Source organism: Vogesella lacus, assembly GCF_979366295.1.
The window spans coordinates 106,286-122,109 of sequence record NZ_CEETQT010000003.1; the positions used below are offsets into that span (position 1 = coordinate 106,286).

Consider the following 15,824-nt stretch of genomic DNA (forward strand, 5'->3'; position numbering starts at 1 on the left):
ATGCCATCCGGACAAATGCCAAAGGTTGGCCGCATGCGGCCAACCTTTGTTTGTGACAGGCAAAAACGATCAGACGACCGCTTCTTCCTTCGGCTTCACAACCTTGATCATGTGCTCGCGCTTGGTGCCCAGTGCCAGTGCCAGCGGGCTGGCTACCAGTACCGAGGAGTAGATACCGAACACGATGCCGATGGTCAGGGCCATGGCAAAGCCATGCAGCGCCGGGCCGCCGAAGAACAGCATGGCCAGTACCATGGTCTCGGTCGAGCCGTGGGTAATCATGGTACGGCTGATGGTGGCGGTAATCGCATTATCCATCACCTCTGCCGTGCTCTTGCCACGCATTGCCGGGCGGCGGAAGTTCTCGCGTACCCGGTCAAACACCACCACCGACTCGTTGACCGAATAACCCAGCACCGCCAGCACACCGGCAAGAACTGTCAGGTTGAACTCCCAGCCGAAGAAGGCAAAGCAGCCAAGGATGATCACCACGTCGTGCATATTGGCCACGATGGCTGATACGGCAAGACGCCATTCGAAGCGTGCAGCCAGATACAGCATGATGCCCACGCACACGAGCGCGATGGCGGTCAGGCCGTGGGTTACCAGCTCGTCACCCACGCTCGGGCCGACAAACTCGACCTTGCGCAGCTCAACCGCCGGATCACCGGCTTTCAGCTGGACCATGACCTTTTCCGACAGCTGTGCTGAACTTTCCGTACCCTTGTTGGGCAGGCGGATCATCACGTCACGGCTGCTACCCAGGCTTTGTACCTGAACCTCACCCAGCTTCAGCGTTTCGACGCGATGGCGGATGTCGGGCAGGTTGGCCGCCTGTTTGTACTGCACTTCCATCACCGTACCGCCGGTAAACTCCACCGACAGGTTCAACCCTTTGGTAAACAGGAAGAACACGGCCAGGATGAAAGTCACCAGAGAAATAGTGGTGGTGAGCTTGCCGTAGCTCATGAACGGGATGTCCCGTTTGATGCGGAAAAACTCCATCTGTGTCTATCCTTATTTGCTATCCGGCTTCCAGATCTGACCGATCGAAACCGAATTCAGACGGCGGCGGCGGCCGTACCACAGGTTGACGATGGCACGCGATACCAGCACGGCCGAGAACATCGACGAGATGATGCCCAGGCAGTGCACCACGGCAAAGCCGCGAACCGGACCAGAGCCGAAGATCAGCAGGGCGATACCGGCGATCAGGGTGGTGATGTTGGAGTCCAGAATCGTGGCCCAAGCATGACCATAACCGGCATGAATGGCCGATTGTGGCGGTACGCCATTGCGCAACTCTTCGCGGATACGCTCGTTGATCAGCACGTTGGCGTCAATCGCCATACCCAGCGTCAGCGCAATTGCGGCAATACCCGGCAGGGTCAGCGTGGCTTGCAGCATGGATAGCATGGCTACCAGCACAAACACGTTGGCCGCCAGCGAAATCACCGAAATCACACCGAACGCGCCATAGTAGATCACCATGAACACGGCGATAGCGGCAAAGCCCCACAGCGTGGACTTGAAGCCTTTCTCGATGTTTTCCTTGCCGAGGCTAGGGCCGATGGTGCGCTCTTCGACGATATTCATCGGCGCAGCCAGCGAGCCGGCGCGCAACAGCAGGGCAGTGTCGTTGGCTTCGGCAGGGTTCATGCTGCCGGAAATCTGCACGCGACCACCACCGATTTCGGTACGGATAACCGGCGCGGTGACCACTTCCATGCGGTTTTTCTCGACCAGAATCATCGCCATGCGTTTGCCGATGTTCTGTGCGGTTACGTCGCGGAAGATGTTGGCACCGGTGCTGTCGAGGTTGATGTGTACGGCGGCGGCACCATTCTCGTCAAAGCCCGGCTGGGCATCGTTGATATTGTCGCCGGTCAGCTCGACATCCTTGCGCACCAGGATCTTTTGCGGGCCATTCGGATTGGCTTCGTCCAGCAGCTCGAAGCCGGCTGGGACATTGCCGGCCAGCGCCTGCTGTACCTGTGCCGGATCATCCTCGACCAGACGCACTTGCAGCGTGGCGGTACGGCCCAGAATATCCTTGGCCTTGGCCGTGTCCTGCACGCCTGGCAGCTGTACCACGATGCGGCTTGGGCCAGCTTGCTGGATTACCGGTTCGGCTACGCCCAGTTCGTTGACGCGGTTATGCAGGGTAGTGATGTTCTGCTTGACGGCATCGCCCTGGATGCGGGTGATTTCTTCCGGCTTGAGGCTCAGCGTGATGCGGAACAGCTCTTTGTCGGTGGTGAAGCTCAGCGTCGGCAGATCGCGCGCGAGCTTGTCGGCAGCGGCCTTCAGGGTTTCTTCATCACGCAGCTGGATTTGCAGGCTTGTTTCACCGGTACGCTTGATGGCACCGTAGCGGACCTTGGCAGCCTTCAGCTCGCGGCGGATGTCGCCGGCGTAGCGCTCCATGGTCTTGTCGACAGCGGCTTTCATGTCGACTTCCAGCAGGAAGTGAACGCCACCGCGCAGATCGAGACCAAGGAACATCGGGTTGGCATGCAGGCGGGTCAGCCAGTCAGGGGAGGCCGGCAGCAGATTCAGCGCGATGATGTAAGTCTCGCCCAGCTCTTGCTGGATAAGATCGCGGGCCTTGATTTGCGTGTCGGTATCGTTAAAGCGCACCTTGAGGCTGTTGCCATCGAGTACTACGCCAGCCGGCTTGATGCCGTGTTGCTGCAGCGAGCCTTCGATGCGTTGCATCAGCGAGGTGTCGACTGGTGCGGCCTGGCGGTTGCTGGAGATTTGCACGGCCGGCGTTTCGCCAAAGAAGTTTGGCAGGGTGTACAGGGCCGAAACAAGCAACGCCAGGGCAATCAGGAGGTATTTCCAGATCGGGAAGCGGTTCATGGGCTTTACGGGAAAACGGGCCGCCAGGGCGGCCCGATGGGATTACAGGGACTTGAAAGTGCCTTTTTCCAGCTTGGCTGCTACGGCGCCGCGCTGAACGTGAATTTCCACGCCGTTGGCGATCTCGATGGTCAGATATTGCTCGCCAGCCTTGCTGACGCGGCCAACCATACCGCCCTGGGTGATGATTTCGTCACCTTTGAGGATTTCGGACAGCATCTTCTGGTGTTCTTTCATCTTCTTCTGCTGCGGACGGATCAGCAGGAACCAGAACAGGATGAAGATGACAACCATGGGCAGCAGGCCCATGAAATCGAAGCCGCCGGCAGTGGCAGTATTGGCATAAGCTGGGGTGATGAACATCAATGGTCTCCCTGTTTGAAAGAGTATTTTGGAATCGGGTTTGAATGCATTTCACCGGTGGGCGATTGTAGCCACGCCCATCCGGATTTCCAACTTTATTCCTGTTATCTGCCCATGATGGGCGCAGGATGTGACAAGGTTGGCCGCAATCAGTTCACGCCGCGTGCGCGACGCTCGTGGAAGCTGGCCTTCCAGTCTTCAAAGCGATCGGCATCAATGGCGTCACGCATTTCCTGCATCAGCGCCTGATAGTAATGCAGGTTGTGGATGGTGTTCAGGCGGGCACCCAGAATCTCGCCGGTGCGATGCAGGTGATGCAGGTACGCACGACTGAAGTGGCGGCAGGTATAGCAAGTGCAAGTCTCGTCCAGCGGCTTTTTGTCATCCTTGTAGCGCGCATTCTTGATCTTGACGTCGCCCCACTGGGTGAAAATCCAGCCATTGCGTGCATTGCGGGTTGGCATCACGCAGTCGAACATGTCGATACCGTTGGCCACGCCGTGTACCAGGTCTTCCGGCGTGCCGACGCCCATCAGGTAGTGCGGCTTTTCGGCCGGCATCATGTCCTTCAGTTCGGTCAGCATGCGGTACATCTCGGGCTTGGGCTCGCCCACAGACAGGCCGCCGATGGCGATGCCGTCAAAACCGATATTCATCAGGCCGTCCAGCGACTCGCGGCGCAAGTCGCCATACAGATTGCCCTGAACAATGCCGAACAGTGCATTCGGGTTTTTCAGGTCGTCAAAGGCACGGCGCGAGCGTTCGGCCCAGCGCAGGCTCATGCGCATCGATTTGGCAGCGGTGGCGTGGTCAACCTGGCCCGGAGTGCATTCGTCGAAAATCATCACGATGTCCGAGTTCAGCACCTTCTGGATTTCCATCGACTTTTCCGGTGACAGGAACAGCTTGTCGCCGTTGACTGGACTCTGGAAGGTTACGCCTTCTTCGGAAATCTTGTTCAGCGCACCCAGGCTGAAAACCTGGAAGCCGCCGGAGTCGGTGAGGATGGGTTTGTCCCAGCCGATAAAATCATGCAGGCCGCCGAACTGCTCGATGATCTCGAGGCCCGGACGCAACCACAGGTGGAAAGTGTTGCCCAGAATGATCTGGGCTCCGATGTCGTCAAGCTCGTGCGGGCTCATGGCCTTGACCGAGCCGTAAGTACCAACTGGCTGGAAAACCGGGGTCTCCACTTTGCCGTGGTTCAGTTCCAGGGTGCCGCGGCGCGCGCCACCCGATGTCTTGTGCAGGGTAAACTTCAGCATGTGCTTGATAATATGGCGGTAATGGCAAAATCAATGCCGAAGTATACACCCGCGCCAAGGGCTGGCGCATAAAAAGCTTTATTTTGTGCTTGCCAATGCCCGGATGTCTTGCTAGTATCGGCGTCCTTGATTGCAGGCACGTAGCTCAGTTGGTTAGAGCACCACCTTGACATGGTGGGGGTCGTTGGTTCGAATCCGATCGTGCCTACCAGTATTCAGCAGGAGTGATTGATATGTTGCAAACCACTACAACCCGTTCCTCGAAATAACGAGCCGAACGGAACGGTTTCAAGAATGAAACCACTCCATGCAAGCAAAAAGTGCGGCTCAGGCCGCACTTTTTTTTTATCCTTCCGAAACACCACACTGAAGCGGGGTTGTCATGCCAGATATTCGTTTGCCAGATGGTTCCATCCGTTCCTTCGAGCAGCCGGTAACGGTTCATGAGGTGGCTGCATCTATCGGCACCGGGCTGGCGCGCGCCGCGCTGGCTGGCCGAGTTGATGGTCGCCTGGTTGATACTTCTTATCGCATCGAGGCTGATGCCGATTTGGCCATCATTACCGACAAGGATGCGGATGGCCTGTCCATCATTCGTCACTCGACTGCCCACTTGCTGGCTTATGCCGTCAAGGAGTTGTTCCCGGAAGCGCAGGTAACCATCGGGCCGGAAATCGAAAACGGTTTCTACTACGACTTTGCCTATAAGCGTCCGTTTACCCCGGAAGATCTGGTGGCCATCGAGAAGAAGATGACCGAGCTGGCGAAGAAGGATATTCCGGTCGAGCGCTACGAGTTGTCGCGCGACGAGGCGGTTGCCTACTTCAAGTCGATTGGGGAGGCGTACAAGGCCGAGATCATCGAGTCCATTCCGCAGGGTGAGGTACTGTCGCTGTATCGCGAGGGTGAGTTCACTGACCTGTGCCGTGGTCCGCACGTACCGTCAACTGGCAAGCTGAAAGTCTTCAAGCTGATGAAGGTGGCGGGTGCTTATTGGCGTGGCGACAGCAATAACGAGATGCTGCAGCGCGTTTACGGTACTGCCTGGGCGAAGAAGGAAGACCTCGAGCAGTATCTGTTTATGCTGGAAGAGGCCGAGAAGCGCGATCATCGCAAGCTGGGCAAGCAGCTGGATCTGTTCCACCTGCAGGATGAGGCGCCGGGTATGGTGTTCTGGCATCCGAAGGGCTGGTCGCTGTGGCAGAGCATCGAGCAGTACATGCGCAAAACGTTGGCCGCAGCCGGTTATCAGGAGATTCGCACCCCGATGGTGATGGATCGCGTGATGTGGGAGCGTTCCGGTCACTGGGAAAACTACCGTGAGGGTATGTTCACTACCGAGTCGGAAAAGCGCGACTACGCGGTGAAGCCGATGAACTGCCCGGGTCATGTGCAGGTGTTCAATAGCGGTCTGCGTTCTTATCGCGACCTGCCGATGCGTCTGGCCGAATTTGGTGCTTGTCATCGTAATGAGCCATCCGGTGCGCTGCATGGCATCATGCGTGTGCGCGGTTTTGTGCAGGATGATGCGCACATTTTCTGTACCGAAGAGCAGATCATCAGCGAAGCCAAGGCTTTCAATGAGCTGGTGATGAAGGTTTACGAGCGTTTCGGTTTTGACAAGGTGGCAGTGAAGCTGTCGCTGCGTCCGGAAAAGTACGCGGGTAATCTGGATACCTGGAATCGAGCCGAAGAGGGTCTGCGTGAGGCGATGCGTGCGTGTGGCATGCAGTGGGAAGAGTTGCCGGGCGAGGGTGCCTTCTATGGTCCGAAGATTGAGTACCACGTAAAGGATGCGCTGGGTCGCTCCTGGCAGTGCGGTACCTTGCAGCTGGATTATGTGTTGCCTGAGCGTCTCGATGCCGAGTATGTAACCGAAGAAAACGGTCGTGCCCGTCCGGTGATGTTGCATCGTGCAGTGCTGGGTTCGCTGGAGCGTTTTATCGGCATCCTGATCGAGAACCATGCGGGTGCCTTCCCGCTGTGGTTGGCGCCGATTCAGCTGGTGGTCATGAACATTACCAGTGCGCAAGCCGATTATGCTGCAGATGTGGCGGCCAAATTGCGTGAACAAGGCTTCAAGGTTGAACTTGACTTGAGAAACGAGAAGATCGGCTATAAAATTCGCGAACATAGCTTGCAGAAGATTCCTTATCAGATCGTCATTGGCGAGAAAGAGAAGGAAGGCGGGCTGGTGGCGGTGCGTTCGCGCGGCGAGGATCTCGGTCAGATGACTGTTGATGCCTTGTTGCAGCACCTGCAGGCTGCAATGCCGCAGGATTAAGCAACCGCTTCGGATATTTTTTACAGGAGTAATGGCTATAGCTCAGGAACGCGAACCGCGGATCAATGGCGAAATCACCGCCCGTGAGATCCGTCTGGTAGGAAATGATGGCGAGCAGCTCGGTATTGTCAGCTTGCGCGAAGCGCTGGCGCTGGCAGAAGAGCGTGATGTGGATCTGGTCGAGATCTCCCCGACGGCTCAGCCGCCGGTGGCCAAGCTGATGGATTACGGCAAGTACAAGTACGAGCAGTCCAAAAAGCGCCACGAGGCCAAGCAGAAGCAGAAGCAGATCCAGATCAAGGAAATCAAGTTCCGTCCGGGTACTGATGATGGTGATTACAACGTCAAGTTGCGTAACCTGATCCGTTTCCTGACTGAAGGCGACAAGGCCAAGGTCACGCTGCGTTTCCGCGGCCGCGAGATGGCGCACCAGGATATCGGTCTGGCGCTGCTCAAGCGTGTCGAGGCTGATCTGGCTGAAGTGGGTACTGTTGAGCAGTTCCCTAAGCTGGAAGGTCGCCAGATGGTCATGATGATTGCCCCGAAGAAGAAATAACCGGTATAATCATCGACTTCCATACACGGCAGGGTAACCTGCCGTGTTGGTTTTGCAGCGCGGAGTAATCTGCGTTGTATAAAAGCGTGATACTGCGGTTTCAAGTGCCTCGGCCACCGCGTGTCTAATCTAACGAAATTCAGCAGGAGATTTCCATGCCGAAGATGAAAACCAAATCGAGCGCGAAAAAGCGTCTCAAGGTATTGGGCAATGGCGGCGTTAAGCGCTCCATGGCTTTCAAGCGTCACATCCTGACCAAGAAAACCACCAAGAACAAGCGCCAGTTGCGCGGTACCGCCATGGTACACGCTACTAACATGGCTTCTGTTCGTGCCATGCTGCCATACGCTTAAGGAGACCTAATAGATGCCACGCGTAAAACGCGGTGTAACCGCACGTGCTCGTCACAAGAAAATCCTCGCCCTGGCGAAAGGCTATCGCGGCCGCCGGAAGAACGTCTATCGTATCGCCAAACAGGCGGTAATGAAGGCTGGTCAGTACGCTTACCGCGACCGTCGCCAGAAGAAGCGCCAGTTCCGTCAACTGTGGATTGCTCGTATCAACGCTGCAGCTCGTGAAAACGGTCTGCCGTACAGCAAGTTCATGAACGGCCTGAAGAAAGCCCTGATCGAAGTAGACCGCAAGGTTCTGGCTGATCTGGCTGTGTTCGACAAGCCGGCGTTTGCGGCCATCGTTGAAAAAGCGAAAGCCGCCCTCGCTTAATGGCAGGACACTAAAAAGGGAGGCTGATGCCTCCCTTTTTTTTCGATTTTTCCAATCAGAACCGGCAGAAACCTGACCAGAGCGACCAACGTTCCGGTCAGTTTTCTGAACGCTACGGGTGCGACTCATGAGCAATGTGGACGAGATTCTCAAGGAAGGTCTGGCGGCGCTGGATGCCGCCCAAGACCTTGTCGAGCTGGAACAGGTCAAGGCCCGTTATCTGGGCAAGAGCGGCGCGCTGACCGAGCTGCTCAAGCAATTGGGCAAGCTGTCGCCGGAAGAGCGCAAGAGCGCCGGCGCCATCATCAATGCCGCCAAGCAGGCATTTGAAAGCCGCCATAACGAAGTTCGCGATGGCTTCAACGCCGCCAAGCTGGCCGCACAGTTGGCCGCAGAGTCGCTGGACGTAACCCTGCCGGGTCGCGGCAGCCGGCCTGCCGGCCTGCATCCGGTGGCGCTGACGCAAGAGCGCATCGTCAATCTGTTTGCCAGCATGGGCTTTGCCGTCGCCGACGGTCCGGAAATCGAGACGGATTTCCACAACTTCCAGGCACTGAATATTCCGGAAAACCATCCGGCGCGCGCGATGCAGGACACCTTCTATGTAGAAGGTGGCGATGTGCTGCGTACTCATACCAGCCCGATCCAGGTGCGTTACATGCTGGATAACAAGCCACCGATCAAGATCGTGGCGCCGGGCCGTGTGTACCGCGTGGATTCCGATGCGACCCACTCGCCGATGTTCCACCAGATGGAATGCCTGTGGATCGACGAAAACATCAGCTTTGCCGACCTGAAAGCCACTATTACCGACTTCCTGCGCCGCTTCTTCGAGCGCGATGATCTGCAGGTACGTTTCCGTCCGTCTTTCTTCCCGTTCACCGAAACTTCGGCGGAGATCGACGTGCTGGCCGAGAACGGCCGCTGGCTGGAAGTGGGTGGTAGCGGCATGGTGCATCCGAATGTGCTGCGCAATGTCGGCATTGATCCGGAAAAATATACCGGCTTTGCCTTCGGTATCGGCCTTGATCGTTTTGCCATGCTGCGCTATGGCGTTAACGATCTGCGCCTGTTCTTCGAGAACGATCTGAACTTCCTCAAACAATTCAACTGATCGCGACGGAGAGACATCATGCAATTTTCCGAACAGTGGCTGCGTAGCCGTGTAAATCCGTCGTTGACCACCGACGAGTTGTCCTACCTGCTGACCATGGCAGGTCTGGAAGTGGAAGAAGTGACCCCGGCTGCACCGGCTTTCAGCGGTGTGGTGATTGCCGAAGTCAAAGAGTGCGTGAAGCACGAAAACGCCGATCGTCTGCGCGTGACCAAGGTAGATGTCGGTACCGGTGAGCTGGTACAGATCGTCTGCGGCGCACCGAATGTAGCTGTCGGCGTGAAAGTGCCGTGCGCCTTGCCTGGTGCGATCCTGCCGGGTGACTTCAAGATCAAGCCGACCAAGATGCGTGGCGTCGAGTCCGGCGGCATGCTGTGCTCCGGCAAGGAACTGGGCGTGCCGGAAGATGTGGACGGCCTGATGCTGCTGCCGGCCGATGCGCCGGTTGGCCAGAGCATCCGCGACTATCTCGGTCTGGATGACAGCCTGTTTACCCTGAAGATTACCCCGAACCGCGCCGACAGCCTGTCGATTCGCGGCATTGCGCGCGAAGTCGCGGCGCTGACCGGCAGCGAACTGGCTGGCTGGAATATTTCCCCAGTGGCCCCGCAAACCGACAGCAAGCTGGCGGTGAAGATTGCCGACAAGGCGCCGTGCGGCCGCTACGTTGGCCGCGTGGTGAAAAACGTCAATGCTGCTGCGGCAACGCCAGACTGGATGAAGCGCCGTCTGGAGCGTTCCGGCCTGCGTTCGATTTCGGCGATTGTCGATATCACCAACTACATCCTGCTCGAGCAGGGCCAGCCTATGCATGCCTTTGATCTGGCCAAGGTCCCTGGTGGCATTACCGTGCGTATGGCTGCGGCTGGCGAAAAGCTGGTTTGCCTGAACGAGAAAGAAGTCGAGCTGACGCCGGATCTGATGGTGATTGCTGACGACAGCAAGCCTCTGGCGATTGCCGGCATCATGGGTGGTCTGGACAGTGGCGTGACTACTGGCAGCACTGACATTTTCCTCGAGAGCGCCTTCTTCCATCCGGCTGCGATTGCCGGCAAGGCACGTGCCTTGGGCTTCGGTTCTGATTCCAGCTATCGCTACGAGCGTGGCGTGGATTTCGAACTGCAAACCGAAGCAATCGAGCGCGCGACCGAACTGGTACTGCAGGTTTGCGGTGGTGAGGCCGGTCCGCTGACCGAGACCGTTGGCGAGCTGCCAGCGCGCAAGCAGGTTGCTGTACGCACCGCGCGTGTTGCTCGTGTGCTGGGGGTGACCTTGGCCGCCAGCGACATCGCCGACATCTTTACCCGTCTGGGCCTCGCGCATGAAGCGACCGCTGACGGCTTCGTGGTGACTTCGCCGAGCTTCCGTTTCGATATCGAGATCGAGGAAGACCTGATCGAAGAAATCGCGCGCGTTTACGGTTACGACAATATCCCGGCCAATGCCCCGGTCGTTGCGCAAAGCATGTTGCCGCTGCCGGAAGGTTTGCGCCTGCGCAATGATGTCCGTCGTCTGCTGACTGGTCGTGATTTCCAGGAAATCGTCAGCTATGCCTTTGTTGACGAAAAGTGGGAACGTGATTTTAGCGGCAATGCCGATCCGGTTCGCCTGATCAATCCGATTGCCAGCCAGATGAGCGTGATGCGCTCCAGCCTGATCGGTGGTCTGGTTGACGTACTGGCGGCCAACCTGAACCGCAAGCACAACCGCGTGCGCGTGTTTGAGCTGGCGCGGGTGTTCCGCAAGCAGGCGGATGGCAGCGTAGTCCAGCCAGAAGTGCTGGCCGGTCTGGCGTTTGGCAGTCGTGTTGCCGAACAGTGGGGTAGCAAGGCCGAGCGCGTGGATTTCTACGATATCAAGGCCGACGTGGAAGCGCTGTTGCATCCACGTGTTGCCGAATATCGCAAGGCCGCACATCCGGCCATGCATCCGGGCCGCTGTGCTGAAGTCCTGCTGGACGGCAAAGTTGTTGGCGTGCTGGGCGAATTGCATCCGCAGTGGGTACAGGCTTACGGCCTTGGTAATGCGCCAGTACTGTTCGAACTGGCAGTCGAGGCGGTAGAGCAGGTTGGCCGCGTCAAACTGGCGGCAATCAGCAAGTTCCAGCCGGTACGTCGTGATCTGGCACTGGTGGTGGATGAGGCGGTCGAGACTGGGACCATCCAGCAGGCGATGCAGCAGGCTGCCACCGCCGAGGTGAAGGAGCTGGCCTTGTTTGACGTGTATCGCGGCAAGGGTGTGGACGAGGGCAAGAAGAGCCTGGCCTTCCGCATTATCTTGCAGTCTGCCGAGCGTACGCTGGTGGATGAAGAAGTCGAGCAGGCAGTGGCGGCGATGTTGGCCGCAGCCGGTTCAGTGGGTGCGGTTTTGCGCAGTTAAGTGTGTTTGAGTGCGGCAGGCCGGGGGTGGCTTGCCGCAAGTGGTTATGTGGTGAGGCAGAAATGACATTGACAAAGGCGGAGTTGGCCGATTTACTGTTCGACAAGGTTGGCCTCAACAAGCGTGAAGCCAAAGATATGGTCGAGTCCTTCTTCGAGGAAATCCGTGCAACACTAGAGACTGGTACCAGCGTCAAGCTGTCCGGTTTTGGCAATTTCCAGCTGCGAGACAAGCCGCAGCGTCCGGGCCGCAACCCGAAGACCGGCGAAGAGATTCCCATCACTGCACGTCGCGTGGTAACTTTCCACGCAAGCCAGAAACTCAAGGGAATGGTTGAACAACATCATGCAGCAAAACAAGGCTGAGCTGCCGGCAATTCCGGCCAAACGTTATTTCACCATCGGTGAAGTGAGCGAACTGACTGGCGTCAAGCAGCATGTCCTGCGTTACTGGGAACAGGAGTTTTCCGAGTTGCGCAATGTGAAGCGCCGCGGCAACCGTCGTTATTACCAGCATCACGAAGTGTTGCTGGTGCGCCGGATTCGCGAGCTTTTGTATGATGATGGTTTTACCCTTCATGGCGCGCGCCAGCGTCTGGATGGTGGCCGGCCGGCAACGGCAACGGCCGCAGAAGTGCGTGGCGAGCTGCAGTCCATCCTTGATTGGCTGGATATCATGCTTGGCAAAAAATAGCGTGTAAGCTATTATGCGCTCCTCGTGTCGGAGTGTGGCGCAGCCTGGTAGCGCACCTGCATGGGGTGCAGGGGGTCGAAGGTTCGAATCCTTTCACTCCGACCATTCAGACATAAAAAAGCCGCTTGCTTGCAAGCGGCTTTTTTACTTTTGGGTTCACATCATGACCGATGCCATCGAAAGTCCGTGCATTGGTATCTGTTCAACCGCAATCGGCGACGAGCTGTGTCTGGGTTGTTTCAGAACCTTCGCGGAAATCAGCCATTGGCTGGAAATGCCTTTGAGCGAGCGTGAGGCGGTGCTGTCTTGCCTTGCCATGCGCGGCATCTGGCTGAAAATCGCGGGCTTGATGGATGCCAGGATTGTTGCCGTGCAAGGCGACTGGGCGAGCCTGGCGATTACACCGAGTTTTACCATCCGGCTTGGCCTGCCATATCGCGATGGGACCAATCGCCTGATTGAGGTATCACTGCCTTGCGGCAAAGCATTCTTGCTATGTATTTCATCCGAAGACTGGCTGACCGTGTTGTGGCAATCATTTTTTGACTGAACCCTTGCCTTGATGAGCAGGATTGCAAGCTGAGACGGTTTCATTCAGCATGTAATGTCACTCTTCGAGAGAGGTTTTCATGCAGGATAGTAGCGAACAGCACTTCTGGGACCAGCGTTACCAGCAAAACGTCACACCATGGGAGCATGCAGGCCTGCCTGCCCAGTTTGAACATTTTGCTGCCCTGATGCCGCAGCAATTACAGCGCGTATTGATACCAGGCTGTGGCTCGGCCGCCGAGCTGGCTTACCTTGGCGCACAGCACAAAGATGTCATGGCAATCGACTTCAGCGAAGAAGCGATCTGCAGGGCCCGCGCACGTTTGCCAGCAGCCTTGCATGCGCACTTGCAGCAGGCAGATTTTTTTGAGCTTGACGAGCAGCAGCCCTGGGATTGGGTGTATGAGCGGGCATTCTTGTGCGCATTGCCGCAAACCCGCTGGTCTGCTTATGTTCGCAAGATGGCTGCATTGATCAGGACAGATGGTGTGCTTGGCGGCTATTTCTTCTTGCGGCCAACCTTTCGCGGGCCGCCATTTGGTTGTGATCTGGACTCCTTGCAGCAGCTGATGGCACCGTATTTTGAGTTGGCGTCAGAGCAGCATGTCGTGGGCTCGATGGACGTATTCAAGCCGGATGAATATTGGTTGAACTGGCGTCGTTGCTAATTTGTTTCTACCAAATGATAGATTGATCAATCTTCTGTTTTTTTAACGAAATTGCGTGTACAAAGTAAACCTAAGCAAATGTGTAAAAAGTTTGCCGCATTGTAAAGGAGACAATGTATGCAGTGGTTCTGGGGGACGTATACCTGGATCGAGAAGACATTCTGGAATTCTCTGACCAAGAAACTGTGCAGTTTTTTCTTCATCAGCCTGTTCCAGCTTTTGCTGGTTTGTTATGTGTATTTTGCACTGGATGAAATCAGGGTCATGCTGCATGCGCAGAATCTGACTGACGAGGCCAGGCAGCATGCAGTGGCTTTGCTGGACCAGACGATATTCTGGGCAGTGGCAATCTGGGGTGTTTCGCTGCTGTTTATCGCTTTCATGGTCTGGTATTTGCGCTTCCTGATCGTGCGGCCATTGAACATGATCATTGGGATATTCAGGGAAATCGGTGCGGGTGAGGGCGATCTTTCGCGTGAAATCCCGACTGTCACTTTCGATGAAATCCGTGATTTGTCACTTGCATATAATCTCTTCCTCAAAAAAATGCGCGAGATCATCGGCAATGTCCGCCTGATGACGATCCGCATTGCGATGGACTCCACCAAGACCCGCAAGAATATTGGCGAATCACTGAGTAGTGCGCGGCAGCAATCAGAGCTGGCCAGCGAAGTCAGTGACTCGAGCAATACGACAACGGCAGGTATTACCCAGGTTTCTGCCGAAACTCAGTCCATTTCCAGTACTACGCTGACCAATCTCGAGCTTGCCCGCACGTCCTATTCGGAGTTGCAGAATGCCGCCTCGCGTATTGGCCAGATCAGCAATCGGGTATCGAGCTTCAATGTAACGGTCGACGAGCTTAATAGTCGCTCGGCCAGCATCAAGACCATTGTGGATCTGATCAAGGATATTTCCGAGCAGACCAATCTTTTGGCGCTGAATGCGGCAATCGAGGCGGCACGGGCTGGCGAGACTGGCCGTGGCTTTGCCGTAGTGGCGGATGAGGTCCGGAAGCTGGCTGAGCGCGTTCGGGTCGCAACCGAAGAAATCTCGCGCAATATTGACGGTATGCTGGGGCTGGTTTCCCACACCAAGGATGAGACGGCGCAAATCACGACGGATACCAGTGATGCACTGATTGTGGTGAATCGCTCTTCATCCCATTTCGGCAATATGATGGGCGACTTTGAAGGCACCGCGCGCAGTCTCAGCGAGATTGCCCAAGCCATGGAAAAGTTTGCCAGTCACAATTTGCAGGTCAACCAGAATGTCGGTGAGATTCACCATTTGAGCCAGCAGGTTTCGAATCGGTTGAATTTTTCGGAAGAAGTCTCGAACAAACTGTCGGTTGCGGCCGAGTCGGTACAAGAGCTGGTTTGCCGTTTCGTGCTGGGTGAAGGTGAGTTTGATGCCACGATTGCGGTAGCCCGGCAGGCGCGCGATGGCCTGGCGAAGATGCTTGAGCAAGCCAAGAAGGATGGCTTGGATATTTTTGACCAGAGATATCGCCCAATTGCCGGTACCTCGCCAGCCAAGTATCACACCGCTTACGATGAAAAGCTGGAGGCAGTCCTGCAGAAGATCTACGACGGGGTAGTCAGCAGTATTTCCGGTGGCCGCTTCTGTCTGGCGGTGGATGTGAATGGTTACGCGCCCACTCATAACAGTTTTTATTCGAAGAAACCGAGTGGGGACCCACAGCAGGATCTGATCAACTGTCGGGACAAGCGAATTTTTAATGATCCGACCGGTGGCAAATCTGCACGCAATACCCAACCCTTCCTGTTGCAGACCTATATGCGGGATACCGGCGAGATCCTTTCTGAAATTGCCTTGCCGATTCATGTCGCAGGCCGGCACTGGGGGGCGATACGTGTCGGTTTTGATCCGAGCAATCTGCTGAAGGGCCTAAACTAAGCACTTGCCGCACAAAATAAAAAAAGCGTCTGGAAACAGACGCTTTTTCCTTTTGGCAGAGGCTCAGTGTTTCGTGTTTTTCGCCTGGGCGCACTTGTTCGGGCAGCTGGCACATTGCTCAGAGAAGCCGACACCTTCCAGGGATTGCTTGAGTGCGCAAACCGAGCGGCGACAAGCGATGAAACGGATGTTCTCTTCGTTGGCCAGCTGGCGGAAGTGTTTCATCACGTTGTGGCCGAGAAAGTCGGTAAACAGAATCAGCAACTCAGTGCCGGCTGGCAGTCTGTCTAGTTTGCGTTGATGCGAGCTGTTGCGACCGCTCAGGTGTTTGTGAATATTGATGCCGAAGTTATCGAGGACGCCCGGGATATTACCTAGTGTATCGGCGCCAACCAGCATTGCGTTCATGAGTATCTCCAGTTGTTTTGCTAATGATATTAATTCT

At 56.4% G+C, this 15,824-nt stretch carries 16 protein-coding genes and 2 tRNA genes; 13 read left to right on the forward strand and 5 right to left on the reverse strand.

What is annotated here, in order from left to right:
- Window positions 1-69 precede the first annotated feature (69 nt).
- From secF to tgt, 4 genes are all read right to left on the reverse strand, one after another.
- Window positions 70-1,005 carry a protein translocase subunit SecF gene (gene secF, locus ACZ9W6_RS04555; RefSeq protein ID WP_465189897.1) on the reverse strand — a complete coding sequence of 312 codons (936 nt, stop codon included), beginning with the start codon at window positions 1,003-1,005 and terminating at the stop codon, window positions 70-72.
- A 12-nt stretch (window positions 1,006-1,017) separates the two neighbouring features.
- On the reverse strand, window positions 1,018-2,865 hold the full coding sequence (gene secD, locus ACZ9W6_RS04560) for a protein translocase subunit SecD (protein WP_465189898.1): 1,848 nt from the start codon (window positions 2,863-2,865) through the stop codon (window positions 1,018-1,020).
- 42 nt (window positions 2,866-2,907) lie between these two features.
- Window positions 2,908-3,228, reverse strand: a complete 321-nt coding sequence (gene yajC / locus ACZ9W6_RS04565; RefSeq protein ID WP_465189899.1) for a preprotein translocase subunit YajC — start codon at window positions 3,226-3,228, stop codon at window positions 2,908-2,910.
- A gap of 149 nt (window positions 3,229-3,377) precedes the next feature.
- Entirely contained in the window at window positions 3,378-4,493 is a 1,116-nt protein-coding gene (tgt, locus tag ACZ9W6_RS04570) for a tRNA guanosine(34) transglycosylase Tgt (RefSeq protein WP_465189900.1), read from the reverse strand.
- Between the two features lie 134 nt (window positions 4,494-4,627).
- On the opposite strand from tgt, the gene ACZ9W6_RS04575 reads away from it, so the two are divergent.
- The 13 genes from ACZ9W6_RS04575 to ACZ9W6_RS04635 all read left to right on the forward strand — a co-directional run bounded on the left by ACZ9W6_RS04575 (window position 4,628) and on the right by ACZ9W6_RS04635 (window position 15,379).
- Window positions 4,628-4,704, forward strand: a tRNA-Val gene (locus ACZ9W6_RS04575).
- A gap of 171 nt (window positions 4,705-4,875) precedes the next feature.
- Window positions 4,876-6,777: a threonine--tRNA ligase gene (thrS, locus tag ACZ9W6_RS04580; protein ID WP_465189901.1), complete on the forward strand. Its 1,902-nt coding sequence runs from the start codon at window positions 4,876-4,878 to the stop codon at window positions 6,775-6,777.
- Window positions 6,778-6,808: 31 nt separating this feature from the next.
- Window positions 6,809-7,333 carry a translation initiation factor IF-3 gene (gene infC / locus ACZ9W6_RS04585; protein WP_465189902.1) on the forward strand — a complete coding sequence of 175 codons (525 nt, stop codon included), beginning with the start codon at window positions 6,809-6,811 and terminating at the stop codon, window positions 7,331-7,333.
- Window positions 7,334-7,488: 155 nt separating this feature from the next.
- Window positions 7,489-7,686, forward strand: a complete 198-nt coding sequence (gene rpmI / locus ACZ9W6_RS04590) for a 50S ribosomal protein L35 (protein ID WP_465189903.1) — start codon at window positions 7,489-7,491, stop codon at window positions 7,684-7,686.
- A gap of 13 nt (window positions 7,687-7,699) precedes the next feature.
- A complete protein-coding gene (gene rplT, locus ACZ9W6_RS04595) occupies window positions 7,700-8,056 on the forward strand; it encodes a 50S ribosomal protein L20 (RefSeq protein ID WP_465189904.1) in 357 nt (118 codons plus the stop codon).
- A gap of 127 nt (window positions 8,057-8,183) precedes the next feature.
- A complete protein-coding gene (gene pheS / locus ACZ9W6_RS04600; protein ID WP_465189905.1) occupies window positions 8,184-9,170 on the forward strand; it encodes a phenylalanine--tRNA ligase subunit alpha in 987 nt (328 codons plus the stop codon).
- Window positions 9,171-9,188: 18 nt separating this feature from the next.
- Window positions 9,189-11,549 (forward strand): phenylalanine--tRNA ligase subunit beta, encoded by a 2,361-nt coding sequence (gene pheT / locus ACZ9W6_RS04605; RefSeq protein WP_465189906.1) that lies wholly within the window; start codon window positions 9,189-9,191, stop codon window positions 11,547-11,549.
- Between the two features lie 62 nt (window positions 11,550-11,611).
- On the forward strand, window positions 11,612-11,914 hold the full coding sequence (locus tag ACZ9W6_RS04610; protein WP_465189907.1) for an integration host factor subunit alpha: 303 nt from the start codon (window positions 11,612-11,614) through the stop codon (window positions 11,912-11,914).
- Window positions 11,895-12,242: a MerR family transcriptional regulator gene (locus ACZ9W6_RS04615; protein WP_465189908.1), complete on the forward strand. Its 348-nt coding sequence runs from the start codon at window positions 11,895-11,897 to the stop codon at window positions 12,240-12,242. Before ACZ9W6_RS04610 ends, ACZ9W6_RS04615 begins: the two co-directional genes overlap by 20 nt.
- A 28-nt stretch (window positions 12,243-12,270) precedes the next feature.
- A tRNA-Pro gene (locus ACZ9W6_RS04620) sits at window positions 12,271-12,347 on the forward strand.
- A gap of 58 nt (window positions 12,348-12,405) precedes the next feature.
- Window positions 12,406-12,792: a DUF1289 domain-containing protein gene (locus tag ACZ9W6_RS04625; RefSeq protein ID WP_465189909.1), complete on the forward strand. Its 387-nt coding sequence runs from the start codon at window positions 12,406-12,408 to the stop codon at window positions 12,790-12,792.
- A 79-nt stretch (window positions 12,793-12,871) separates the two neighbouring features.
- Complete coding sequence (locus tag ACZ9W6_RS04630) at window positions 12,872-13,459, forward strand: methyltransferase domain-containing protein (protein WP_465189910.1); 588 nt, start codon at window positions 12,872-12,874, stop codon at window positions 13,457-13,459.
- Window positions 13,460-13,576: 117 nt separating this feature from the next.
- The gene (locus ACZ9W6_RS04635; RefSeq protein WP_465189911.1) at window positions 13,577-15,379 is read left to right on the forward strand and encodes a methyl-accepting chemotaxis protein; all 1,803 of its coding nucleotides are present in this window, start codon (window positions 13,577-13,579) and stop codon (window positions 15,377-15,379) included.
- A 63-nt stretch (window positions 15,380-15,442) separates the two neighbouring features.
- On the opposite strand, the gene ACZ9W6_RS04640 is transcribed toward ACZ9W6_RS04635, so the two are convergent.
- Window positions 15,443-15,787 carry a DUF2325 domain-containing protein gene (locus ACZ9W6_RS04640; protein WP_465189912.1) on the reverse strand — a complete coding sequence of 115 codons (345 nt, stop codon included), beginning with the start codon at window positions 15,785-15,787 and terminating at the stop codon, window positions 15,443-15,445.
- Window positions 15,788-15,824 lie beyond the last annotated feature (37 nt).